The organism is Janibacter sp. CoH_79_TC_3 (assembly GCF_058197955.1).
Window position 1 is genome coordinate 86554 of sequence record NZ_JBXWIV010000007.1, and the last position, 26112, is coordinate 112665.

The window sequence follows — 26112 nt, forward strand, 5'->3', positions numbered from 1 at the left end:
TAAATGCGTTAATAGCGTTATAAAAGCAAGACAGAATAAATATAAAGGTAATGAGATAAAAGCGGTTAGGTTAATTAAAGATAGCTAGAATTTAAGATAATAATAAGACACTTATCTACATTAGATTATCTTAATAGTATAACCCCACAATAGAGTTTAATTTAAGAGTTAATGACAGCTCACTACACTTTTTTAACAACGCAGTAAGGTTGTTGATATAGAAATTAGAGATATGGGAGTAGTGGCAGCAATAATGATGCCTAGTCACTTTTTGCTTAGTGACTTTTTGTTTAGTGACTTTTTGCTTAGTGACTTTTATATGAGGCTAAATGAGAGGAAAATCAATATCTACAAATAAATCAATCTCTTATCTGATTATTCAACACTTAAAAACCTGCTATTAAAGTCATCTTTTTGCAGCAGTTAATTTAAAAAATTAATTATTAAACAAATATAGCGCTTGACTGAATTAATTTTTAGCCCTCATAAACTGTGCAATATAATCATCGGCTGGATTCTGGCGTAATTCATTTGGCGTACCGGTTTGCACTAAGCGCCCACCATTTAAAATACTAATACGCTGACCGACTTTGACAGCTTCATCGATATCATGGGTGATGAAGACAATGGTCTTATTGAGCCGTGCTTGTAGCTCAAGTAATTGGTCTTGCAATTGCGCACGAATGAGTGGGTCAAGCGCCGAAAATGCTTCGTCCATCAGCAAAATTGGATTATCCGTCGCCAAAGCGCGAGCCAGCCCGACACGCTGCTGCATACCACCCGAAAGCTCATCAGGATAGCTGTGCTCCAAGTTTGGCAGCCCGACTTCATTAAGCCAATGCCGAGCAACTTCATGACGCTCGCTTACACTCATTTTACGTACACGCAGACCGTAAGCGACGTTTTGCATCACCGTCATATGTGGCACTAAGCCAAAGTGCTGAAATACCATGCTGACCGTTTGCTGCCGATAATGTTGTAGCTCCTTATCATTAAGCTCTAAAATATTAATAGCCGAGTTGGTATTGGCAGCGGTTTGGGACGAACCTTCCTCTGCTATCGGGCTTTGCGCGTTGCCCTTATTTTTTGCATTAATGCTGGTATCAACCCAAATTTTGCCATTGGTTGGGTCAATCAAGCGATTGATATGGCGTATCAGTGTTGATTTTCCTGAACCTGATAGCCCCATAATACAATGCAGCTCGCCCGCCTTAATGTTCAAATTGATATCATATAGCCCGACCGAGTAGCCCGTTTGCTCCTTGACCGCAATGCTATCCATACCTTCAGCCAATAATGCCAATGCAGACTGTGCTTGCGAGCTATTGGCATTATAAATCTTACTGATGTTCTCTAGCTGGATATGGTTCATCGTTGCTCTCACTATTTGTATTTTTTATTTGCATTGTTTCGTGATGGTCACTTTTACTGCTTGTGATATTCACTTCTAATATGGAGCACAGTGCTAACCAATCGGACGTCTGCCAGCGTCGATGGTTTTTTGCCGTGCGCGCTTACCTTGACCGAATGCTTGCGTAATACGGTCAATGATAATCGCAACGATGACAATCGCTGTACCAGCTTGCAAGCCCTGACCGATATTGAGCGTTTGGATAGATTGCAAGACATCTTCGCCAAGACCGGGGGCACCAATCATAGAAGCCAATACCACCATAGAAAGTGACATCATTACCGCCTGATTAATACCCGCCATGATACTGGGGAGCGCTTGGGGTAATTTAATCCAAATAAGTAGCTGCAGATGCGTACTACCGAACGAGCGCCCTGCTTCGACCATCTCATGATTGACTTGGGTAATACCCAAAGTCGTCAAACGAATCAGTGGCGGCAAGGCATAAATAATGGTGGCAAATAGCGCTGGTACTTTACCAATACCAAACAGCATGAGCACTGGAATAAGATAAACAAAGCTTGGCATGGTCTGCATGACATCTAGTGTCGGGGTCACAATCTTACGCAGGATTTTACTGCCTGACATGGCAATGCCAATAGGAATACCAATCACCACCGTGACCAACACCGATACGATAAGCAGCGCAAAGGTATCAATCAAGGCGCCCCATAGTCCAAAGGCGCCGATAAGAAACAATCCTGCCCCGCACGCCAGCGCAAACCAAATTTTACGCACGCCAAACCACGCCAATACCGTCACAAGTGCGATAATTAGCCAAGGCGGAATAACCGTTAATAGCCGCTCAATGGGTAGCAAGAGATAGGTTAACGCCACCGTACTGATAGTACGAAAGACGTCACCGTAGTTTTGGACAACGTTTGCTAAGGTATTATTAAGCGGGGTCTCAAGTGACCACGAAGGAAAGCTTGATGATAGGCCAAATTTGTTAGCACTGGATGCATTATTATTACGGTCACCAGTATTCGCAACAGCCGCGCCTGTTAGGCTAATATCTAACTTAGCAGCAAGACTCGTGGCCGCTTCCTCAGATAGCCAATGTTGCCAAACGTTTGGATTCTCACGCAAAAACGTTAAGGCTTGCTCATCGCCGCTCCGTTTACTTTCACTCATCTCTAAGATAGCACCGTTGAGCTCATCGGAGGTGAATTGAACCTTTTCGAAGACAGCAGCCAGCTCAGGATTAGATTCAATAAACGGTGTCGATACCGCGATCCCTAAAGGCGATACTGGAAATCCAGAAACACAATTGGCTGTACCATCAGCAAGTAGCAAGTCTTGCCAGCAAGCGTCGTCATGGGCAGGAAATGCTAATGGCGCAAAGTCATACTTTGCCATCAAGCCTGTAGGCTGCCAGTAATAGAATAATAGCGGTTTATGCTGTTCAAAAGCGGAGGCAATCTCGGCATCGAGCGCAGCACCGGTTCCGGGATGGGCATTGTTAAAAATACTGTCTAAACCGGTATTTTTAAGCAAACGGCTATTAAATATCTCACACGTCCAACCAGACGGACAATTCATAAAACGCGATTTTCTTGGGTCTTCAGGGTCTTTAAACAGCTCAGCGTACTTCGGCAAATCTTGATAACTGCGTAGACCTGGGTTTTCGTCTAGGACGTATTTGGGTACATACCAACCTTGAGTAGCACCGCCCTTCAGCGTATCGCCAATGACCGCGACTTTATTTTGGGCGATGGCTTGCTCCATGATTGGCGAGCGCCCAACCCACTGCTCGCCAATCACTTGGATGTCATTTTGTGATAATGCCGTTTCAAGCGCAGGACCGGCGCCCGGCACTTCTTCAATTGTACAATCATAGCCATCTTCAGCGATGTACTTAAGCACCCCAGAGATAAACTGACCGCTCTCCCATGTCAGTGCGCCAAATTTGATAGGTGCATCACAAGCTGCTGACGCCGATACCGGCAGCAACAAGGCACTCATACACAGTAAACTTAACGCAATCCATTGGCGCATGGGATATCCTATTTATTGTTTTTATTATCAGTATTAACGCTAAAGTTAGTAGCGCTGATACCTTAAACCAAAAGTGTATTGCCTATGTCTAGCTTATTTATTAATGCCTAAATTAGCTATCGCTAGTCAATCTAAAATTGACACTATAATCGTTTAGGCTTACTACAAAGTGTAGCGATTTATAGATAGGATGACAAATGCTCATTAATTTTAATTGTTGGTTTTTAACTATTGGTTATTAATGACTAAATTTTAGGCAAAAAAATAGCACCTACCTGAATAGATGCTATTTTTTATCGTGTTGCTTATTTAACCAAAAACTGTTTTATCATTGGCTATTTCAAAAACAGCGCCATGGCTTTTTTAAACAAGCCACCGTATGGCGGTAGTAAAATATTAAGCCCATTTAGCTTCGACTGTACAAACACCGGCTTCATATGACTGAGGCGCTCAAAGCCTGCTTTACCGTGATAAGCACCCGTACCTGAGTGACCAACCCCGCCAAACGGCAAGTCGTGCTGCGCCACATGCATAATGACTTCATTGATACAAAGACCGCCTGATACTGTATTGTTACGCACCTGATCTATCTCGCTACTGTTGTCACCAAAGACATAAAGTGCCAACGGGCGTGGACGCTCATTGATAAAATTAATGGCATCATCAAGGGTGTCATAATGCATCAAGGGTAAAATCGGCGCAAAAATCTCGTTTTGCATCACCTCACTATCAGGCGCAGGCTCACTGACAATCACTGGCGGCATCAGGCGGCTGTCAATATCAGAGCCAACATCAGTCAGCGGATGGATCTCATCGCCTGCTAAGCCATCTAGATAGCCTTTGACGCGTTTAAATTGCTCGCCATTGATGATATGCGAGTAATCAGGATTGTCTGCAATATTGGGATAATGTTTTTCCATCCACTCTTTTGCCAGACCAATAAATTCTGCATGATATTGGCGCTGCAGCAGTACATAATCGGGCGCAATACAGGTCTGACCTGCGTTAAGGGTTTTGCCCATCATGACGCGATTAACAGCGTTTTCTAAGTTGGCACCCTCTAAAATGACGACAGGCGACTTACCACCTAGCTCAAGGGTAACTGGCGTTAAGTTCGGTGCTGCCGCCGCCATAACTTTTTTGCCGACTGCGGTCGAGCCCGTATACAATAAATGGTCAAAAGGTAGTTTACTAAAGGCTTCGGCAATCTCAACTTCGCCAATGACCACAGAAACCATATCCGGTGAAAAATAACGCGAAATAGTCTCAGCAAAGGTTTGAGCAAATTGCGGTGCCGCCTCGCTCATCTTAATCATAATACGATTGCCCGCTACCAGCGCATCAATCATCGGTCCGACTGCCAAAAACAGCGGGTAATTCCAAGGCACCATAATACCGACCACGCCAAGCGGCTGCGGTTGAATCTCATTATGAGCCGGCATGTACAGCGCTGAAATTGATACCCGCTGCGGCTTCATCCATTTTTTACCATTCTTTTTGGCATGACTGATACCAGTAAAGCTTGGAAACAGCTCAGCGAACTGGGTTTCGGACTCACTGCGATAACCAAAATCAGCGCTAATCGCTTTGGCAAGTAATTCTTGATTGTCGCTCAGCATCACCTCTAAATTGTCGAGTTGATTTTCACGCGTGGCCCAATCATTGATAGGCTGCGTGCGGCTTAGTTTTTGCAAGCGCGAAAATTGCGCCTGCATATCAGCGACGCTCTTAATAATGTTAAGGGATTCGTTGGCATCATTGGTATAATTTGAGGCTTGAGTTTGGCTATTTGAATCTTGATTGCTTACATCTTGGTTATTTGAAAACTGCTCGTTTTGAAACGCAGTCGTTTGATTGTTATCAGTCATTTACCTTCCTTGTTATAAGCGTTAGAGTCGGTACGCTATCATAGATTTAAGACTCTGAATGTAGGGTCGTTAAAATAAGCAGTCGCTAAAAAAGCGGATGAGATTCCATTCAATGCTGCTAAACACTATTCTATTCAATGCCGTTTAATGTAGCGCATTGTCCAATCAATGAACAGCACCTTTGATTGACTACTGGGTTTGTATGAAATACGTGTCCGGTAAGGCTTGTATTGCTGGAGTTTATCAGTATTTTTATCAAAGCTCGGTCTATTAATTCATAGCACAACTATTAAAATTTAGATTTGGGTACAAATGCTAAAACTGCTACACTAAATATCAATAATAAGCACGTTTCTTAATAACAAAACCATAAGACAGTCACTCCCATGCAAAATACCGCGCAACCCCTCAATGAAATGCTGGTCAGCAAATCGCTCTCAGCTGCTGACTACGTTCCCACCCTTGATGCCATGCTATCACGTACATTAGCGCGTATCGCCCTCAAAAAAGAGCAGGGTTTACGCACCCCTGATGAGCTATGGATTGTCGATCACAATGATGTCTATACGCTTGGACAAGCCGGTAAAGAAGAGCATATCCTGCAACGTACCAATACCCCGATTATCAAGACCGACCGCGGTGGTCAGGTGACATGGCACGGGCATGGGCAGCTGGTTATCTATTGGTTGTTTGATTTAGAAAGTTTAGGCTGGAGTGTACGCAATATGGTATCGCACGCCGAACAAGCGATTGAAGATGTGGTCAATGACTGCCTAAAAAGCCACGCGTCTAATAGTGTCAATACCAGTGCCGATATCAGCGCCCATGCCCGCCGTGATGCGCCAGGTGTTTATTTATATAGCCATCTAAATACTGCCAGCAATGACAAGGCTCAACCACTCACTGAGCTTCCGATCGATGACGCCATTATGCTGGGTAAAATCGCCTCACTTGGCTTTAAAATCAAGCATGGTTTTAGCTATCATGGCGTTGCGATTAATTTAGATTGTGACTTATCGGCCTTTAATGCGATTAATCCGTGCGGCTATGCGGGCATGCAAATGTTACGACTGGCTGACTTCGTTGCGATGGATGAGCAAACGCAGGATGAGCAAACGGCGGATGAACAACTGGCAGCGCAGGTAGCGGAAAAATCTATGACAGCAATGACCAACTGTTTAAGCTATGAGCAAGTGACCCAAAAACTTATCGATAATATTGCCAAGCGTCATGCTGGACATATCCAATTACGTGCCCTCGCCCCAAAGTAATTTTCCAAGTTTTTTTATACAGTCTTGCTTACACAGTTTTTTAAATTAAATACTGTTCTTTGCATAATCCTTTTTTGCATAATATCGTGCACGCTTAGACTTAAGCATTGTGAGAAAATTTGAGTCAAACTTGTTATAATCGCAGGCGCACAAATTGGGCGCAGCAATAACCTTAGCGCGCCAACCCTTAACCATTTATCATTGAAGTATTCATAACAAAAGCACCTTGGAGCAATTTATGGCAGATTTTAATAAAATTTTGGACGCAGGCGACGTCGATGGCGGCATCATTAATGTGGTCGTAGAAATCCCAACTGGTAGCAGCCATAAAATTGAGTGGAATCGCGAATTGGCAGTTTTTGAGCTTGACCGTGTTGATCCACAGATTTTTGCTAAACCTTGTAACTATGGTTTTATTCCGCAAACCCTTGATGAAGATGGCGACGAGTTAGATGCGCTTATCATCACAGAACAGCCTTTGCCTACTGGTATTTTCTTAAAAGCGAAAGTAATCGGCGTGATGAAATTCGTTGATGATGGCGAAGTTGATGACAAAATCGTCGTCGTACCGGCTGACGACCGTGATACAGGCAATGCTTATAACAGCCTAGAAGATTTACCAAAGCAGCTTATCAACCAATTGCAATTCCATTTTAGCCACTATAAAGACCTTAAAAAAGCCGGTACAACGGTGGTCGAATCTTGGGGTGACGTCGCAGAAGCTAAAGAAGTCATCAAAGAGTCTATCCAACGCTGGAAAGACCTATAAATTGTCCTAGATAATTTATAAGAAGCGTTTATTGCCATTTTTTTATTAAAATAGGATAAGCGCCATGAAAATACCGCAGACATGATAATGGTTGCGGTATTTTTTTGCTTGAATTTTGCGCCGATAAAATGGTTATAATACCCTCACTTACCTATTATCACACCCAAATAAGGACTGTCATGTTTGACTCTGATTCAGGCTCAACGCCCGCCAATAAAAAACTGCCAAAAGCCGTGATGATGATGGTCGAAAAAGGCAATTTGGTGCAGGCAATTAAAACCTTGGCCGCTGATGAAAATATCAGTATGGATGCCGCCAAATCTCGCATAGATGCTTACGAGCTTGCGTTAAAGAACAAGCAGCAACAAACCCTCAATACTATCGCCAATAAACAAGGTATCCCAAGCCAAGCCTTTAGCTTTGATAGAGAACAAGTGCAAGAAGAGTCGGAGCGTCTGACGAAGACTCGCGTTAAAACTACGCCAACGGAGCAAGGCTTCCAAAGTCTACAAGACGGTGTTGACAGTCAGCTTAATGACTTGGGCTATAAAAAACCGCTTATTCCTTATTGGGCAAAGCGGCTATTGGTCATTGCTGCGGTGATGGCAGGGTTATTTTGGATAATGTGGCGAATTTTTGGCTAGTCTATTATAAGTGGTTCCATTATGGCAGTCTGTTTTAAGTGGTCTATTAATAGGTTTAAAGGGTGAAATAGCTAGTTCCGCTGGGGTATACCCTAAAGTACATCGTAAACAGTTATACATGAGCTAGCTATTTCAATTAAAAGCTTACAGGCTATATCATAGTAAATCCTAAATATATCGAGCTAGAATTGACGGACAACTTAAAGCTAATGTCAGGATAGTCTTGATTTATCTTATTATGTCTATATTATTGGACATATGGAAACAATTAATACTATACTTTTAAAAATGTTCGATGAAAATGTTTATGTGATTTGTGCATTAGAATCCTGATGAACCATCTGATTGGTATAGATAATTTATATTATCAAGCATATGTCGCATTTTTATCAAAGCAAGCAACTCAATCGTGTGTATTTACAGGACTTACTATGAAAAACATCCTATTTCTTTGTGTCGCTAATTCGGCCCGAAGCCAAATCGCTGAAGGATTGGCAAGATATTATCTGCCAGAAAGCATCCAGGTTACGAGCGCTGGATCTATACCATCTAACCTTAATCCTTATGCCATTAAGGTGATGGCAGAGTTAGGTATTGATATCAGTCAACAACATGCCAAAGCAGTTGAGGAGCTAGACACCGACCTTGTAGATGCTGTTATAACTCTGTGTGCTGAAGAGGTCTGTCCTATTTTTTCAAGAGATGTTCAACGGCTGCACTGGCCGCTAATTGATCCTGCAACTGGTTCAAGTTCGTCAGACGAAGCACTTGAGCGTTTTAGAATGGTGCGAGATCAATTGCGACAACGAATATTGATATTAGCAGAGCTAATAAAAATGCCAGTTGGTATCGACTCTATAGAGTTCCACGGTAGTATTCGGGTAAATGACTTAGCCAAGAGTACCGCGTTTTATAGTTGGTTGTTGAACACTTGGCCAAAAGAGTGGACACATCGTTATGCTACCTTTATCCGCCAAGACCTCAAGTTAAATATGGTGTTGGTGGTATCTGACGGTAAGCAGCTTAATCATGACACTCTTTATCATTTAGGTATAAATGTTAATAACAGGCAAGAAGTCATTGATGCCTTTTTTAGCGCAAAAGATGCTGGCTTAACTATTTTTAAACCACCGAGAACCACTTGGAAAGGCACACCTTTACATGAGTTATGGCTAAAAGACCCTGATGGTAATTTAATCGAAATCTATGCACGTTTAACAGAGACAGAGTTTTTAACAAAACCCCAAAATGAGCAGCCAACTTTTTTAGTAGCAGGAACTGAGTGTAATTATGTCAACTAAGATATTCGATGCGGTCGTGATTGGCGGCGGTCAAGCAGGTTTAGCGGTAGGATATTATCTTAGACGCGCTAAGCTTGACTTTATTATCCTTGATAATCAAAGCCAAAGTGGTGGAGCGTGGCAACATACTTGGCCATCACTACGGTTATTTTCTCCGGCAATAATGAGTTCATTACCTGGTAGGCTCATGCCAAAGGCCAAAGATAATGAATACCCGCATCGAGATGAGGTGCTCAGTTATCTTGCTGATTATGAGCAGCACTACCAACTGCCTGTGTATCGACCATATCAGGTGATCAATGTACAACGCGATAGTGAACACAACTGTTTGCGGGTGACGGATGGAAAAATTACTTGGTTGGCTAAAGCAGTGGTTAATACGACAGGTACATGGAGTCATAGCGTTATACCAACGCTGGTCGGCCAAGAAATGTACCGCGGTGAGCAGTGCCATTCTGCACACTATACTGGTATTGAAGCGTATAAAGGCAAGCGGATACTAGTAGTCGGTGGTGGCAATTCTGGCGCGCAAATTTATGCTGAGCTAGCTGAGGTTGCCGATGTAAGCTGGGTCACGCGTGAGCCACCATTATTTTTAGCAGATGATGTCGATGGTCGCGTATTATTTGAGAGAGCTACGGCTCGGATTACGGGTAATAATGGAGATGCACCTGTGGGCGGAATTGGTGACATTGTTATGGTGCCTCCAGTGAAAGCGGTTCGTGATAAAGGTATTTTAAAAGCGGTGTCTATGTTTAGGCGATTTACTGAGCAAGGTGTCGTGTGGAGCGATGGACGTGAGGAACAAATCGATGCGGTGATCTGGTGCACTGGGTTCAAACCAGAGCTTGACCATATAGCCAATTTGGGTGTGCTAGAGGATGACGGTAAGGTAGAAGTAAAACAAGGCCAATCTATAAAAGAGCCTCGTTTATGGCTATTTGGCTATGGCGATTGGGCAAGTCCAGGTTCAGCTACTTTAATTGGTGCTGGACGTAGTGCTAGAGAAAATACTCCCGCTTTGATTGATTTTGTGCAAGGGGTTTCTTAATACTCAACTCGATTTAGACAGTTATAGCTTGAGAAAGCCAGTTTATGAAGACCTCATAAAATATCTTGATTTATTTTTATATGTCTATATTATTGGACTTATGGAAATAATAAATGCTACTGCCAGCTTTGCTGCGCTCTCTCAAGAAACTCGATTAAAAGCTTTTAGACTTTTGGTTAGTCATGAGCCTGATGGTCTGCCTGCTGGTGAAATCGCTCGCAATCTTGGTGTGCCACATAATACGATGTCGGCTCATTTAGCCGTGCTTGCCCGGGCAGGATGGGTAAGCTCACAACGACAAAGCCGCCAGATTATTTATCGTGCGTCTCTTACGCATGTCGAAGATGTCATTCAATTCTTGTTAAAAGACTGCTGTGCAGGTCACCCAGAGTTATGTGGCTCTCTTTTGGACAGCTTGAGTGCCTGTGATATCAACCCATCCGACAAACCCAACAGCTAAGCTACTATTCTTTTAAGAATACAAACCCTTCTAACACTATAAAAAGGTCGTTATGACACCTATCATTTTTCACAACCCTAATTGTGGTACATCTCGCAATACCTTGGCCATCATGAAGGCTTCAGGCGAGCAACCGAACGTCATTGAATACCTCAAAACACCGCCTACTCGTGAATATTTGATTGAGCTGTTAGGCTTGATGAAACTTTCACCGCGTGAGCTTCTACGTCAGAAAGGTACGCCTTATGATGAGCTTGGTTTGGATAATCCTGAGTTATCTGATGATGAACTGATTGATGCCATGATGGCACATCCTATTTTGATGAATCGTCCTATTGTGGTGACCTCTAGCGGCGCCGCGTTGTGTCGCCCTTCAGAGAAGGTTTTTGAGTTATTAGATAATCCAGTGAGTCGTTTTACCAAAGAAGATGGCGAAATAGTCCAATCTACTAAAGATAATAGTTTAGACGCCTCTGTCGATTTAACGGAGTTATCAAATATAGATGCAGTAGAGCTGCAACCGATTGACATTGAGGCTCTGATTGGTGCAAATGATCCCCGTCATCCACCAAGAATATTGGTGCTATATGGATCTTTACGCGCGCGCTCGTTCTCTAAATTAGCAAGTGAGGAAGCAAGTCGGATATTGCGCTGGTATGGTTGCGAGGTGCGTACCTTTGATCCCACAGGTTTACCGTTACCTGATAGTACCGATGCTAATCATCCTAAAGTACAAGAGTTACGTGAGCTAGCAGCGTGGTCTGAGGGCATGCTATGGGTAAGTCCCGAGCGTCATGGCAGTATCACTAGCATCATGAAAGCGCAGATTGATTGGATTCCACTGTCATTAGGTGGCGTTCGACCGACTCAAGGCAAGACGCTGGCAGTAATGCAAGTCAGTGGTGGCAGTCAGAGCTTTAACACCGTCAATCAGCTGCGTATCTTGGGCCGCTGGATGCGTATGATTACCATACCCAATCAGTCGTCTGTTCCGAAAGCTTTCTTAGAGTTTGATGACAATAATCGTATGCTGAACTCGCCTTTATATCAGCGTATTGTTGATGTGTGTGAGGAATTAGTGAAGTTTACGTGGCTCACACGTGGTCGCTCCCCTTATCTAACCGATCGTTATTCTGAGCGCGTAGAGAGTCGTGAGGAAGTATCACAGCGTGTAAATCAAAAATCACTCTAAACTCAAGCGTATCTAACGTTAACCTTCTCTAATACCATTGTTTTATTAAGGCACCTTTATGCTCGCATTAGCGATTTTTATTGTCACCTTGACCTTAGTCATATGGCAGCCAAAAGGACTGGGTATCGGTTGGAGTGCAATGGGCGGCGCATTAGTTGCCCTACTTTTGGGGGTAGTGCAATTATCAGACGTGGCTATCGTCTGGAATATCGTCTGGGATGCCACCTTTACCTTTGTTGCGCTTATCATCATCTCATTGATATTAGACGAGGCTGGATTTTTTGGCTGGGCGGCGTTGCATGTGGCAAGATTAGGTAATGGTCAAGGTCGGCGACTGTTCCCCATGATTGTTATTTTAGGCGCATTCATTGCTGCCTTTTTTGCTAATGATGGGGCGGCGTTATTGCTCACTCCTATTGTCATTGCCATTTTGCTGCGCCTTGATTTTGCACCCAAATCAGCTTTAGCCTTTATCATCGCTACTGGCTTTATTGCCGATACCGCAAGTCTGCCATTAGTAACGTCTAATCTAGTTAACATCGTTAGCGCTAATTATTTTGATATTGGTTTTGGTCGCTATGCGGCAGTCATGGTGCCAGTGAATATCGTATCTGTTATCGCAACGCTATTGGTATTATGGCTTGTCTATGCGCGACATATTCCGAAGCATTATTCAATGGATAGTCTAAGCTCACCACAATCTGCTATCAAAGACCCTTTAGTTTTTCGAGCGGCCTTTCCATTATTGGCCTTACTACTTATCGCTTATTTTGCCACCGAGTCATTAGGTCTTGTGATTTCATTGGTGACTAGTATCGCGGCGCTAGTGCTTATGGCAATCGCAGGTCGCTGGTGGCAAGGTGGTCGTGATACAAAATTTTCTGTGACCCATGTTCTACGCAAAGCTCCCTGGCAAATCGTCTTGTTTTCAATCGGCATGTATTTAGTGGTTTATGGCTTGGGTAACGCAGGACTCACGGCATATGGCGCGCAAATACTAAACTGGTTAGGACAGCAAGGTAACGTCATTGCGACGGTTGGCACAGGTTTTCTATCAGCTATCGTCGCCTCAGTCATGAATAATATGCCGTCAACGCTCATAGGAGCGCTGGCAATTGATAGCGCCCAAGTTCCCGCTGCAACGCGTGAGTTGATGATTTATGCCAATGTTATTGGTAATGATTTAGGGCCAAAATTCACCCCAATTGGTAGCTTAGCAACCTTGTTATGGTTACATGTACTGGCGGAAAAGGATTATAAAATAAGCTGGGGTCAGTATATGAAGATTGGCTTATTAATCACGCCACCTGTACTACTCGTAACGCTTTTAGCCTTAGTGATTTGGTTACCTATGTTACCCAGCGTTTAAGCAGTGCCTGTATAGCGCACCGATCACGAACAGAATATAAATGATAAGTACACCATGAAGTACACTGGGGTTATCTCAGCAGGTTAAAACCTTGATACCATTAGCCCACAGCCAAAGATTCAAGTCCTCACTAGGGAACCGAACCAGTGAAAGCACCTGATTGGTTAGCCAGAGGTATACCTGTAAAAAACTATTATTATCTTACTGGCATCTTTGAGATCGCCATTTCAATAACGTTACATAAGTAGTCAGGGTCTTCTATTGTTGAGGCTTTCATTTCATCATAGGCATAGTAAATGACAACTAAATGATTGAGTCTGAATAGACTCCTCTTATTCTTATTAAGCGTGTAAATACCTTCATCATGCAACTTACCAGTGTCATCTACATATTCAAAAGAATTATCTTGCGCTAAGTTTTCCATCCCAGCTACATATGTTCTCGTAATTACACCAGATTTGATTTCACTAGGAATTACTTTAGCATGAATATTTTCCCACCATTCTTGAGTGCCAAACAATCCTTTATCCCCTCTTAGACCCATAAAAGGTCGACTTTTATCTAAAGTGAGTTGATGTGTGTCTCGTATCAGATGTGGATCGTTCGTCATGTCCTTAGAAAACTCATAGACTAGCTCTAACTCAATTGGATAACTCGATAAGTCTATATACATACTGACTCCTGTTTTTCATAGCTCTAAAACTAATTAGCACTATACGTGTGCTCAGTTGGAGAATCACCTATCTGAGATAATTTTTATGTGTTTTATTATCTGAAATGGGCGCTAAAGAATCCCAAAAATTGCGACTATTCCCATAACGGTGATTATGTTAAATAGAAATCCACTGACTACCCATTCATATAAATTACGAATAACTTCAAGGCATTAAAAAAGAGATACCGTGGCATCTCTTTTTTTAAATTCATCAGACATATTATCTTAGTGATGCTCACCCGGTAAAATTCTAGCAAAGGCACGCTGAGCAATATTTGGTTTTTTATCACTCGTCAATCCAGCACGAGTACTTGGGAAAATACGATAACCCATCGATTGAATACCAACGTTAATAGCTGGTGCTAATGAATAAGTCGCTGAGGCAAATTTGCCCATGTTACTGGCAATACTGTTTGGTTTATGGACAATCGCTTTGGCAACCATCATCGCCGCCTCATCCGGCATAAGCGCAGGCATGTAGCGGTATAACTTAGTTGGCTCAATCATCGGCGTACGCACCAACGGCATAAAGATATTGGTAATCGTGACATTATCGCCTTTTACTTCAGCAGCCAAGCAGCGACTAAAGGCATCCAATGCCGATTTTGAAGCGACATAAGCGGCAAAGCGCGGGCTATTCGCCAGCACACCAATCGATGATATATTAACAATTTGACCAGTCTGACGTTCAATCATCGTCGGCAAAAATCCAAGCACTATTTTAACCGCGCCAAAGTAATTGATATCCATGGTACGCTCAAAATCATGGAAGCGATCTATAGACTCGTGTACCGAGCGGCGAATTGAGCGACCAGCGTTATTAACCAAGACATCTACATGACCGAAATCTGCCAAAATTTGCGCGCTGACTTTTTCTATATCATCCATATTGGTCAGATCACAAGGGTAATAAGTAGCTCTACCACCAAGCTCCTCGATACTGTCTTTCACGGCTTTTAATTTGTCTTCAGTACGTGCCAACAAAATCACATGAGCACCGCATTCACTGAGCAAATAGGCCGTACGCTCACCAATACCACTTGATGCCCCTGTGATAATAACATGCTTATCTTTGACTGCTTTGCTGATTGCTTTTTTTGAGGGATTGGCCATAAAAGATCCTTTTCGTAAATGATACTTCCGTTAATGTTCGCCTAAAGCATAACAAATATAATTGGATTGAAGTTAATAAATAAGCCGTAAAATGCATTTAATATCATGAATATTAGCAGTTAAGTATTTATTATCAAGTGTATTGCTTAAACTGACCGTTTTTTCTTGCTATTCGTGCGCGTGTAAAAAGTCTTCGACCACGCGAAACTGCCCAGCGGTACTCTCTTCACCATACATCGCTTGGCGAAAAGCATTGGAATTGGGAATGCCGGTGGTATACCAAGCAATGTGCTTGCGAGCAATTCGGCAACCTGAATATTCGCCATAAAACCCATATAGTTCTTGCAAATGCGCTAGGACAATCTCCTTTATCTCGCTCACACTAGGTGCAGCTAGACTTTCGCCAGTCCGCAAAAAATGCTCGATATCACGAAATATCCAAGGCTGCCCTTGCGCGGCACGCCCTATCATCACCGCATCACAACCGGTCAGCTCATAGACACGCTGCGCTTTTTGCGCGCTATCGATATCGCCATTGGCAATCACTGGAATACTGATGCTTTCTTTGACCTCACGGATCAGCTCATAACGCGCCTCACCGGTATACATGTCCTCACGCGTACGCCCGTGAATGGCAATCGCCGCAATACCTGCTTGCTCTGCGCGCTTCGCCACACGCAAAATATTCTCACGCCCATTCTCATAGCCCAATCGGGTTTTTAAAGTAACGGGCGCATTGACGCTGTTTACCGCCGCATCTAGCAAGCGCGCGACCAAATCTTCATCTTGCAAAAGTGCAGAACCCGCCAACCTACGGCACACTTTTTTGGCAGGACAGCCCATATTGATATCAATAATCTGTGCGCCATTATCAATCTGATAACGTGCCGCTTCTGCCAATTTATCCGGTTCTGCGCCGGCTATTTGCGCAGAAATAGGCGCTATTTCGTTGTCAAAATTGGCACGATAGAGTGATTTTTTGCGTGCATAAAGTGCGGTATCAGCGATAATCATCTCACTGACCGCATGGCCTGCCCCAAAGGATTTACACAAGCGTCGAAAGGGATTGTCGGTCACGCCAGCCATCGGTGCGACCATCAGGCGATTTTCAATCGTCAAGCCGCCAATGACCAATGGCTGCAATAAAGGATGGTCATTAGCAGTTTGTGCTGGTGAGTGACTAGACACTGGATTATTTATAGGCATAAAAAACGGCTTGATTCATGGTGAAAACAAGCCGTTATTCTAAGGGTTCGTACGCATATTGCAAGTCATTCAGACAATCATTTGCTCAGCGCACGTCAAGGGATAAAATGCCTATTTATCAAAGACACTGCCCTGCTCTAAGGTAATGTCATCATCGTGCTCTTGCATACGCCACGGTAAAATATCTGGCGATTCATTGATAAAGTGCAAGTATTTCTCGAACTGATCAATAATGTCATTAATCACTGACTCTGGTTGATAGCCATACAAATCGTAGGTTTGACCACCACGGCGCAAGTAAACCTCCGCACGATAATGATGCTCTTGCGGTAATTTATTCGCCATCGCTTCCGTATAATAGTCAGGCGCTTCATGTTCTGATAAGCGCACTTCGTACCAAAATTCAACGTTATCGCCGCCTCGTAACTCAAGCACCACGCGATCATTAATCTCATCATAATTTACATCAGGCAACCAGCCTGTTTCAGCAAATTTTTCTGAGACTTCATTCATCGACGAGACAACTGTACCTTTAATATAATTCAGTACTTTTTCACGCGTTGGCTGCTGCGTCATATAATCAATACGGTCGCGCCATGCGTCTAGTTTAAGGAGATGCGGCGGCAAATGATTGTCATTGGCCAAGCTTTGATTGCGATGACCTTCGATACGTAGCGCGCGCCACATGCCAAATATGGCAATTAAGATAATCACCGCAAAAGGCAATGCACTGACAATAGCGGCGGTTTGTAAGGCCGTTAAGCCCCCTGCAATCAGCAGTACTGCAGCGACCGCGCCCTCAGTGACCACCCAAAAGGAGCGCTGCCACCATGGTGTATCGCTACGGCCACCCGCTGCGAGCGAATCAATCACCAACGACCCAGAATCCGATGAAGTCACAAAAAAGGTAATAATCAATAAAACGGTCAATGAAGAGACAAATTCAGTAAAGGGTAGATTCTCTAATAATTTAAACAAGGCAATGGCTTGGTCGTTTTGTACTTCGCTGATTAATGAGGTATAACCGTCGAACATAATCATATGTAGTGCCGTGTCACCGAACACCGCAAACCAAAAGAAAGTGAAAAATGTTGGTACTAACATCACGCCAAAGACAAACTCACGAATGGTACGACCACGGCTAATCTTGGCGATAAATAAGCCTACAAAGGGTGCCCATGCAATCGTCCATGCAAAGATAAACAATGTCCAGTTACTAATCCAATCACTCAGCTGATACGCTTGTAAACTAAAGGTGCGCTCAACGATATTGCCCAAATAGCTACCGGTATTTTCCATAAAGGCATTAAGAATAAAGACAGTCGGACCAACGACAAAGACAAACAGCATTAACGCCGTTGCCAATACCATATTTAAGATAGATAAGCGTTTAACCCCTTTATCCATACCCGCCAGCACCGAAACCAATGCCGCTGCAGTAACCAGTGCAATCGTAATCACTTGAACGGTAATATTGACAGGAATCAAATCTGGCAATAAATAATTTAAACCGGCATTAATCTGCGAGACCGACAGACCCAAACTGGTGGCAATACCAAACATCGTACCCAAAATGGCAAACACATCAACCGTATGCCCGATAGGACCATAAATCTTGTCACCGATTAATGGATATAAGGTTGAGCGCATCGATAAGGGTAAACCATGCCGAAAAGAGAAGTACGCGAGCGACAAACCAACGACCCCATAAATAGACCAAATATGAAAACCCCAGTGAAAATAGGCAATCTGCATGGCTTCCTTTGCGGCGGCAATGGTTTGCGGTTCTGATAATGGCGGACTGGCGAAATGTAAGACCGGCTCTGCCACACCAAAGAAGAGTAAGGCAATACCGTAACCCGCCGAAAATAGCATGGCAAACCACTCAAGAAAACCATACTCAGCCTCGGCATGATCAGGGCCTAGCTTGATACTACCGTAAGGCGAAAATGCCAATACGATGATAAACATCAAAAAAATCGCCACCGCCAGCATATAAAACCAGCCAAAGGTTTCGGTAATATAATTTAATACTGTACCAAACAACTCGCCAGCGGCTTCAGGATTAAGGGATGTGCCTATAACTAACAGCAACATAATGACGGCCGCTGGCACAAATACCGGCAGCAAAATGGTGGAACTGGATGATTTAGGCTTCATAAAGGGAGTCTCGTAACGGTGAGAAAAATATCAAAAGTTTTCAAAGCATTCAAAATATAAAAATACGTACGTAAAATATGAACCAATTTTTACCACATTGAACGCCCAAACCCCAGAACCATGCCAAATATGTAACATCAATTTAACATTTGTTACACCACTCTTACCTAAAAATAAAAAAGGCAACTTGTTAGCTGCCTTTTTATCCATACTTTTCTATTAACACTTATAAAAAAAATTTCTAACGCAATGTCTAAGCAATAAATCTCAGCTCTACAGCTTAAGCATTAATAACCTCTGCTAATTGTTTTGCCATTTCAGCAAGTTCGCCATGATCTGCTTGCGTTACAGCATGGCGACCTAGTTCATGAATGCTCGATGGAATCAGGTGCACGTGATAATGAAAAACAGTTTGCCCTGCTTGTGAGCCATTTAGCTGCATTTGAATAATACCTTCACGCTCGAATACTTGACGCTGTGCTTGCATGACCTTTTTGGACGTCATGAGTACGGCTACCGCATATTCTGGCTCAAGATCGACTAAATCAATTGCTTTTTGCTTAGGAATCACCAATACATGACCTTTTGCTTGCGGCATGATATCCATAAAGGCGAGGGTTTTATCGTCCTCGAAAACCTTATGATAAGGAATATCACCGTTAAGCATTTTGGCAAAAATGTTGTTATCGTCGTATTTGGTTTGGTTGTCTTGACTCATTATTTTATTCCTTAATTGGTTATCAGTACTTGTTGATCAGTATTAGAGGATAAATATCTCAGCAAATATAGTGGACGAAATATGGGCTGAGTACAAGGGCTTGAGGATTTGCAGGTATCACGATTAATTTGTTGACGAGTGATGCGCTTTAAATGTTATATTAATCCTCTATTTTAATCACCCTACGTTTATGGATTTGACTGCCTTGCCAACCCAATCATTAGATAAGCCATCAGATGAGCCGTCAGATAATGACGCCACTTATTCACAACCGTATTATTCAGAAATCTATGATACAACACTGCCGTCTAGCTCTATAGCAGATGCGACAGAACAAGTTGACATTGAGAATGAGGTTGAGGCGCAAACTCGTACGCAAATCCTTGAGCCAAATGCCATTATCTTAGCTGAAGCATTGAGCGATAAAGCAATCAGCTGGCGTATTCATAATTGCAAAATTAGCAAAAAAACCATTACGCAGGATATGCCGCTGCCCTTTTTGTATCATTACGACAGTTTAGATGACAGTATTAAACAAACCTATCCGCTAACCCCGTCGTTGCTTGCACAATTTAATACTCCGATGACGGCGAATGAGGCTGCGAAACTTATGGGTATTGATAAGGCGCTGATAACCAGCCCTTGGCATGTCAAAGTAGTTGGCTCATTGGTGGTGTTTAGTGAAGCGCTGCAATTGGCGGTACGCTTACATTGGACCAATACCGGTAAAGACACCCAGCAAATTTATACCAAAGATGAAGCGGATGCGCTTACTGCGGCTTTTAAAGAGTGGCAGTTTTTTGGTCGTATTGATGTCCTATATAAAAATACCAAACAGACGTTAATCAGTATCGATGAACAAGCTGAAGGCGATAAACAGATACTGACTATTGATGCCAGCTCCGACTATCAATTCTTGCCAGCGACTCACGCCTTGGTCGTCATCGCCAAACTAGAAGCTGATAAAGGCGAGCTGCCTTGGTTTGAGAGCGCTATCTTAGAGCGTCTTGCCTAAATATTGACCCTTAAGTCTTTATGATTCGGGGTTAATTGTTTTCAGTTACTCATATCTAATGGTATGGTAATGACTTAGTATTATTCACTAGTACTCACACTGCATAAAAAGCACACTATCAGTATGACAGCGGATGCTGCACACGTTAATAAATCTCGCTCATTTGTAAGGAATATCACATGGATTATCGCTCAAAAACTTCTACTGGCGGTCGTAATATGGCAGGTGCTCGTGCCCTATGGCGCGCAACTGGCATGACTGATGGCGACTTTGGCAAACCTATTATTGCAATTGCCAACTCCTTTACGCAGTTTGTACCCGGCCATGTGCATCTAAAAGACTTGGGGCAAATGGTTGCACGTGAGATTGAAAAAGCGGGTGGCGTGGCAAAAGAGTTTAATACTATTGCAGTCGATGATGGTATTGCCATGGGTCATAGCGGTATGCTGTATTCACTACCAAGTCGTGACTTGATTGCCGATTCGGTTGAATATATGGTCAATGCGCATTGCGCCGATGCCCTAGTTTGTATTTCTAACTGTGACAAAATCACCCCTGGTATGCTAATGGCGGCTATGCGCCTTAATATTCCAGTGGTGTTTATTTCAGGCGGCCCGATGGAAGCGGGTAAAGTGATTGCCAGCACCGTAGCTCACAGCCACAATAACGATGGCGGTAGCGACGTCCATACCACTGACAGTAAAGGCAATGCGATTCGTAAGCTTGATTTAGTCGATGCAATGATGGATGCCGCTGATGATAGCATCAGTGATGAAGACGTCTTAGCCATTGAAAGCTCAGCGTGTCCGACCTGTGGTTCGTGCTCTGGCATGTTTACTGCTAACTCTATGAATTGCTTGACCGAAGCTTTAGGTTTGGCATTACCGGGTAATGGTTCGCTGCTGGCCACTCATTCGCTGCGCCGCGAGTTATTCTTGGAAGCTGGGCGCACGATTGTGTCATTGGCCAAGCGCCGCTATGAGCAAGATGATGATTCTGTATTGCCACGCTCTATCGCCACCAAAGCCGCCTTTGAAAACGCGATGACTCTAGATATCGCCATGGGCGGCTCAACCAATACTATTTTGCATCTGCTAGCTGCCGCCAATGAAGCCGAAGTCGATTTTAAAATGCATGATATCGATCGTTTAAGTCGCGGTGTGCCTTGCCTAGCAAAAGTCGCTCCTGCATCGCAAAAATACCATATGGAAGATGTCCACCGTGCTGGTGGTGTATTTGCGCTGTTGGCCGAGCTTGATCGTGCGGGCTTGCTCCATACTGACTTGCCAACCATTCACAGCGCCACGATGAAAGAAGCCATCGATAAATGGGACATCATGAATCCTGACAATCTTGAGGCGCGTGCACGTTATATCGCTGCTCCTGGTGGCATCCGTACCACTGAGGCCTTCTCGCAGTCAAAAGAATGGCCGAACCTCGACGTCAACCGCGAGTCAGGCTGTATTCGTAGTGCTCAGCATGCCTATTCAACCGATGGCGGCTTAGCAGTACTATACGGCAACATCGCTGAACGTGGCTGCGTGGTCAAAACCGCTGGCGTCGATGAAAGCATCTTAGTCTTTACCGGACGCGCACGCATTTTTGAATCGCAAGACGATGCCGTAGCAGCCGTGCTTGCTGATCAAATCGTAGCCGGCGATGTGGTCATCATCCGCTATGAGGGTCCAAAAGGTGGCCCAGGTATGCAAGAGATGCTGTATCCAACGACTTACCTAAAGTCTAAAGGTCTAGGTAAAGAGTGTGCGCTGTTAACTGACGGTCGTTTCTCTGGTGGTACTTCAGGTTTATCAATTGGTCATGCCAGCCCTGAAGCGGCTGAAGGCGGCGCGATTGGCTTGGTAGAAGAAGGCGATACCATTCATATCGACATCCCAAACCGTACTATCAATATGCAGGTCAGTGATGAAGAGTTGGCAGCTCGCCGTGAAGCCATGGAAGCCCGCGGTCGCGATGCATGGAAGCCTGTGAGTCGTGAGCGTCACGTCTCTCCTGCTCTACGTGCTTATGCGGCTATGACGACCAGTGCGGATACCGGTGCCGTCCGTGATGTGAGCCAAGTTGAGCGTTAAGCAAAAAACTTTGCTTATAAGTTTTTAAAACTACAGTCTTAAAGCAATACTGTTATAGAATTATCCAAAGCCTGCGCTATGCAGGCTTTTTTTTCACCAAAAAACAACGTAGCCGCCATTCTGATAACGTTTTTTTGCGGTATTAAAAAGCGTTTAGCCTCATTATTAAGAGCTAATAAACACCATCTAATAAACACCATCTAATATCGCATCTCTAAATCCTATAAAACAGCGTGCGGCAAACTTATGATTGAAAATTATAATTTATTCTTATTGGTCTGCGGCATTGCCTTTTTATTTGGGGCGCTGTTTCCTATTATTTTTAAGCGCACGCCCATCTCATTACCCATGTTACAGGTGAGCTTTGGTTTACTGATGGGTTATTGGTGGACGAGTTTATCTTTTTTAAACCCGATTGATAATGGTCTTATTATCGAAAAACTGACCGAGATTGTGGTATTGGTTTCATTAGTCGGTGCGGGTATTAAGATTGATACTGAGCTATCGTGGCACTTATGGCGACCGACTGTGCGCTTACTGCTTATCACCATGCCGATTGGTATTTTTGCAATGGCCGTCTTAGGCTATTATGCTTTTGGTTTGACGCTGGGCGCTGCCATCTTGCTCGGCGCTGTACTGGCCCCGACCGACCCCGTACTAGCCTCTAGCATTCAAGTTGGCCCGCCTAACACCGGCGGCGAAGACGCACCGCGCTTTACTCTAACTTCAGAAGCAGGGCTAAATGATGGTCTCGCATTTCCTTTTGTCTATCTCGCGATTAAGATAGCGGAAGCTTATAGCGGAGGTCAGCAGTTCACGGGTGAGATGCTGTGGTCTTGGTTCACCCATGATGTGCTGTGGAAAATTGGCGCAGGCTTAATAGTTGGCATTGTGGTTGGTAAAGTTTTGGCAAAGCTGGTGTTTTCAAAATACAGCCACAACACCACTATTTCCCAAGGGTATGTGGTGATTGCCATCACATTACTTGCCTATGGACTGGCAGAATACGTGCATAGCTATGGGTTTATTGCCGTATTTGTTGCAGCCTTTGCCTTTCGGCGCTCAGAGCGCGAACACAGCTATCATCACAAATTGCACGATTTTGCTGAGCAATCAGAAGGTTTGCTGATGTCTTTAGTGCTTGTTATCTTTGGCATGTTCTTAGGTCAAGGCTTGCAAGCGGGGGTTGAGCTGACATGGCGCGTCTATATTGTCAGCTTTACCTTTTTATTGCTGATTCGTCCTATTGGCGGCTTTATCGCTTTATCAGGATTAAACCTTCCACGTACCGAAAAATACGCTATTTCTGCGCTCGGTATTCGCGGTATTGGGACTTTATATTATTTATCTTATGCCCTCAATCAAGGATTCTTTAATAATGAAGATGCCCTTAAACTTTGGATAGTGTGCTCCATTGTGATTTTAACTTCTATCTTTATCCATGGTTTAAGTGCGACAAGGCTGCTTAAAATGACGCCAAATAAGTAGCATTAGTATTAAGTGCCGATGATGCTAATTAACCTTATCTGTCAGCATCCACCAAATCCAATACTGCTTCCGTTAGCGCAAACTGACGGACATCATTAAGCATCGTTACATCAAAATTATGGATAAAGGCTAATGACAGTTGCCGCGTAGGGTCACACCAAGCAACCGAGCCGTTATAACCCATATGACCAAAGCCTTGCGCCCTATCATTACTCGCTTCGCTGTCACAAAGACTAAAACGGCGATGATAGCCCAAACGCCAGTTCATTTTTGCAGGCATCACTGCATCCATGCCGGTAACTTGCGGGGTTGATAGCTGCTGAAAGGTTTGCTCATCAATGAGTGTCTGCCCCTGCCATGTACCGCCATTGGCTAGCATGGCATAAATAGTCGCTAATGCTTGCGCTGAGGCCACGCCATTGGCAGCAGGGATAACAGCCTGTAATGTGCGTTTATCATAATAATCAATAGGTTGCTTATTGGCTAACATAAGAGCGGATTTATAATTTTTTAAATTAAGCTGGCTATTATTAAAGTATAAACGATTAATTTTTGCCGTATCTAGACTGGGTAGCTCATCTACCGTTGTACTTTCGTTTATACTTCCATTTTTACCATCACTTGCGCTTGCTTGATTGGTTAGCGCTCTTTTTTGCCAACAAGCATAGCTTGGTAGACTGGTGTAAGTATGCAAAGTATTAGCAGAGTCCGCCCTTAACACTGGTTTACTACGGCGAGGACGCACTTGCCCGCTTTGTTGACTGCTTTCTTGGTTTGTTCCTAAATCGTCTTTTTGCTCTGCTACCTGCTCTGCTGTCTCAAAATACTTAACTAGATGCGCAACGTCGTTTACCTTGTTTTCTGGTACGCCAAAATAACAGCTATCTGCAATTCCAAGAGGCTCGGTTAAATAATGGCGCAATGCCTCAGCTAATGGCATATCAGTAACGGCTTCTATCATGCCGCCTAACACCCAACCATAAACCAGCGCGCTATAAGCACTCTCATATAACTCACTCTGTTCGGGAACAGTTATCGGCATGGCAGCAACTTTCTCTAGCATCATATTCCAATCAAGCACCGTTTCATTATCGACATCGATACTTTGAATGGAAAATAAATTGGCCTGATGCGACATCACACGACGCAGCGTAATCTGCTCTTTGCCCTGCGCCGCAAAAGCTGGCCAATAATCTGCAATCGGTCGGTCATAATCAAGTAATTGCTGTGATACCAATACATGTACCAAGGTCGCCAAAATACCCTTACCCGTCGAAAAATTAAGCGATAACGTATCAGGACTCCATGACAAATCCGCGCGTGCCATGCCCACACTTGCTTGAGCGATGCATTGTCCCGCCTGATAAACCACCAATGCGCCGCCAGCTGGTGCATCATCAAGCTGTAAGTCCGTCAGCAGTTGTTGTAATCGTTGTTGAATTTCAGGGTTAATAGATGCAATTGATTGATTCAGTTCACTTGCTTGATAGACGTTATTATTATTTGCTTGCGCATTATTTTTTATCATTATTTACTCGCTTTATTTTTAATCTGAGTTATAAAAAACCGTTCTTACACTTAAAAAAACTGCCTGCTGATAAAATCTACTCAATAAAAAGGCAACCTATTGGTCGCCTTTTTGTTAGTAATGCTAATCAGCATAAATGGAATTGACGATAGCTTAGCGTGGCACTAATAAACGATTATGAACCTCTTCTGCAAGCTTCGTCAAACCATGACTACGCCCACGTTCCATTGCCGTATCCATTTTACGCCCACGTAGCCAGCCAGCACGCAGCGCAATTGCTGCGCCAGCACGATTACCAGAGCCACAATGCATAACGGTTTTTTTGCCATAATGCTGACGTAGGATATTATCAAACGCCAATATCTTTAGCTGTTTTAAATCATTCGCACCGCTTATAGGTAGCTGCTCATAAGCCATACCAGCACCCACGACCGCCGCTCGTTCATCAAAACTTAGCTCGTCATCAGGCTGCAGGTTAATCACCAACTCAACGCCAGCGGCCGCCAAAGCGGCTACTTTTGCTTCATCGAGTGCACCGCAGACAATGGTATTTGCCTCTGGACGAAAATAGGGCTCAAATATATCTGCTAAATTGATACCGTTATCTATAGCGCTTGCAGCATTTTGTTCGTTAGCATCGTTTTGCTCATTAGCAGCGCTTTGGTCTATCACAGCTGAACTATCAGGCTCAGCTGCGCTTATTGCATTTTCATGTAAAGTCATAATTAGTGATGTGTTCGTGAAA

General features: G+C 43.7%; 21 protein-coding genes. 11 read left to right on the plus strand and 10 right to left on the minus strand.

The window, feature by feature from the left end:
• Positions 1-469: 469 nt before the first annotated feature.
• The 3 genes from AC2FA3_RS08240 to AC2FA3_RS08250 form a co-directional block, all read right to left on the minus strand.
• A complete protein-coding gene (locus AC2FA3_RS08240; protein ID WP_490509159.1) occupies positions 470-1372 on the minus strand; it encodes an ATP-binding cassette domain-containing protein in 903 nt (300 codons plus the stop codon).
• A 93-nt stretch (positions 1373-1465) separates the two neighbouring features.
• Positions 1466-3409, minus strand: coding sequence for a glycine betaine ABC transporter substrate-binding protein (locus AC2FA3_RS08245; RefSeq protein ID WP_490509160.1), 1944 nt, complete (start codon positions 3407-3409; stop codon positions 1466-1468).
• A 335-nt stretch (positions 3410-3744) separates the two neighbouring features.
• Positions 3745-5277: a coniferyl aldehyde dehydrogenase gene (locus AC2FA3_RS08250; RefSeq protein WP_490509161.1), complete on the minus strand. Its 1533-nt coding sequence runs from the start codon at positions 5275-5277 to the stop codon at positions 3745-3747.
• A gap of 386 nt (positions 5278-5663) precedes the next feature.
• Between AC2FA3_RS08250 and AC2FA3_RS08255 the strand changes: the two genes are divergently transcribed.
• The 8 genes from AC2FA3_RS08255 (at position 5664) to AC2FA3_RS08290 (ending at position 13334) form a co-directional block, all read left to right on the plus strand.
• Complete coding sequence (locus tag AC2FA3_RS08255) at positions 5664-6548, plus strand: lipoyl protein ligase domain-containing protein (protein WP_372829887.1); 885 nt, start codon at positions 5664-5666, stop codon at positions 6546-6548.
• Between the two features lie 238 nt (positions 6549-6786).
• The gene (locus AC2FA3_RS08260) at positions 6787-7317 is read left to right on the plus strand and encodes an inorganic diphosphatase (protein ID WP_025651820.1); all 531 of its coding nucleotides are present in this window, start codon (positions 6787-6789) and stop codon (positions 7315-7317) included.
• A gap of 179 nt (positions 7318-7496) precedes the next feature.
• Positions 7497-7961: a hypothetical protein gene (locus tag AC2FA3_RS08265; protein WP_490509162.1), complete on the plus strand. Its 465-nt coding sequence runs from the start codon at positions 7497-7499 to the stop codon at positions 7959-7961.
• A gap of 431 nt (positions 7962-8392) precedes the next feature.
• Positions 8393-9262, plus strand: a complete 870-nt coding sequence (locus AC2FA3_RS08270) for a VOC family protein (protein WP_490509163.1) — start codon at positions 8393-8395, stop codon at positions 9260-9262.
• The gene (locus AC2FA3_RS08275) at positions 9252-10313 is read left to right on the plus strand and encodes an ArsO family NAD(P)H-dependent flavin-containing monooxygenase (RefSeq protein ID WP_490509164.1); all 1062 of its coding nucleotides are present in this window, start codon (positions 9252-9254) and stop codon (positions 10311-10313) included. Before AC2FA3_RS08270 ends, AC2FA3_RS08275 begins: the two co-directional genes overlap by 11 nt.
• Before the next feature lie 100 nt (positions 10314-10413).
• Positions 10414-10773 carry an ArsR/SmtB family transcription factor gene (locus AC2FA3_RS08280; protein WP_102076267.1) on the plus strand — a complete coding sequence of 120 codons (360 nt, stop codon included), beginning with the start codon at positions 10414-10416 and terminating at the stop codon, positions 10771-10773.
• Positions 10774-10825: 52 nt separating this feature from the next.
• Positions 10826-11965, plus strand: a complete 1140-nt coding sequence (arsH, locus tag AC2FA3_RS08285; RefSeq protein ID WP_490509165.1) for an arsenical resistance protein ArsH — start codon at positions 10826-10828, stop codon at positions 11963-11965.
• Between the two features lie 58 nt (positions 11966-12023).
• Positions 12024-13334, plus strand: coding sequence for an arsenic transporter (locus AC2FA3_RS08290; RefSeq protein ID WP_490317914.1), 1311 nt, complete (start codon positions 12024-12026; stop codon positions 13332-13334).
• Between the two features lie 196 nt (positions 13335-13530).
• On the opposite strand, the gene AC2FA3_RS08295 is transcribed toward AC2FA3_RS08290, so the two are convergent.
• The 5 genes from AC2FA3_RS08295 to AC2FA3_RS08315 form a co-directional block, all read right to left on the minus strand.
• A complete protein-coding gene (locus AC2FA3_RS08295; RefSeq protein WP_490509166.1) occupies positions 13531-14007 on the minus strand; it encodes a hypothetical protein in 477 nt (158 codons plus the stop codon).
• 267 nt (positions 14008-14274) lie between these two features.
• Positions 14275-15162 carry an SDR family NAD(P)-dependent oxidoreductase gene (locus tag AC2FA3_RS08300; protein WP_165597297.1) on the minus strand — a complete coding sequence of 296 codons (888 nt, stop codon included), beginning with the start codon at positions 15160-15162 and terminating at the stop codon, positions 14275-14277.
• Positions 15163-15330: 168 nt separating this feature from the next.
• Positions 15331-16368 (minus strand): tRNA dihydrouridine synthase DusB, encoded by a 1038-nt coding sequence (gene dusB, locus AC2FA3_RS08305; protein ID WP_490509167.1) that lies wholly within the window; start codon positions 16366-16368, stop codon positions 15331-15333.
• A gap of 111 nt (positions 16369-16479) precedes the next feature.
• Complete coding sequence (locus AC2FA3_RS08310) at positions 16480-18528, minus strand: BCCT family transporter (RefSeq protein ID WP_201624270.1); 2049 nt, start codon at positions 18526-18528, stop codon at positions 16480-16482.
• Between the two features lie 280 nt (positions 18529-18808).
• Positions 18809-19246, minus strand: coding sequence for an HIT family protein (locus tag AC2FA3_RS08315; protein WP_490509168.1), 438 nt, complete (start codon positions 19244-19246; stop codon positions 18809-18811).
• Positions 19247-19436: 190 nt separating this feature from the next.
• Here AC2FA3_RS08315 and AC2FA3_RS08320 point away from each other — a divergent pair, with 190 nt between their 5' ends.
• The 3 genes from AC2FA3_RS08320 to AC2FA3_RS08330 all read left to right on the plus strand — a co-directional run bounded on the left by AC2FA3_RS08320 (position 19437) and on the right by AC2FA3_RS08330 (position 23839).
• Positions 19437-20261, plus strand: a complete 825-nt coding sequence (locus tag AC2FA3_RS08320; RefSeq protein WP_490509169.1) for a hypothetical protein — start codon at positions 19437-19439, stop codon at positions 20259-20261.
• Between the two features lie 179 nt (positions 20262-20440).
• Positions 20441-22351: a dihydroxy-acid dehydratase gene (gene ilvD, locus AC2FA3_RS08325; protein ID WP_298869594.1), complete on the plus strand. Its 1911-nt coding sequence runs from the start codon at positions 20441-20443 to the stop codon at positions 22349-22351.
• Between the two features lie 246 nt (positions 22352-22597).
• Positions 22598-23839, plus strand: a complete 1242-nt coding sequence (locus tag AC2FA3_RS08330; RefSeq protein ID WP_490509170.1) for a cation:proton antiporter — start codon at positions 22598-22600, stop codon at positions 23837-23839.
• Positions 23840-23873: 34 nt separating this feature from the next.
• On the opposite strand, the gene AC2FA3_RS08335 is transcribed toward AC2FA3_RS08330, so the two are convergent.
• Both AC2FA3_RS08335 and AC2FA3_RS08340 read right to left on the minus strand, forming a co-directional pair.
• On the minus strand, positions 23874-25367 hold the full coding sequence (locus tag AC2FA3_RS08335) for a serine hydrolase domain-containing protein (RefSeq protein WP_490509171.1): 1494 nt from the start codon (positions 25365-25367) through the stop codon (positions 23874-23876).
• A gap of 153 nt (positions 25368-25520) precedes the next feature.
• Entirely contained in the window at positions 25521-26090 is a 570-nt protein-coding gene (locus tag AC2FA3_RS08340; protein WP_490509172.1) for a hypothetical protein, read from the minus strand.
• Positions 26091-26112: the final 22 nt, after the last annotated feature.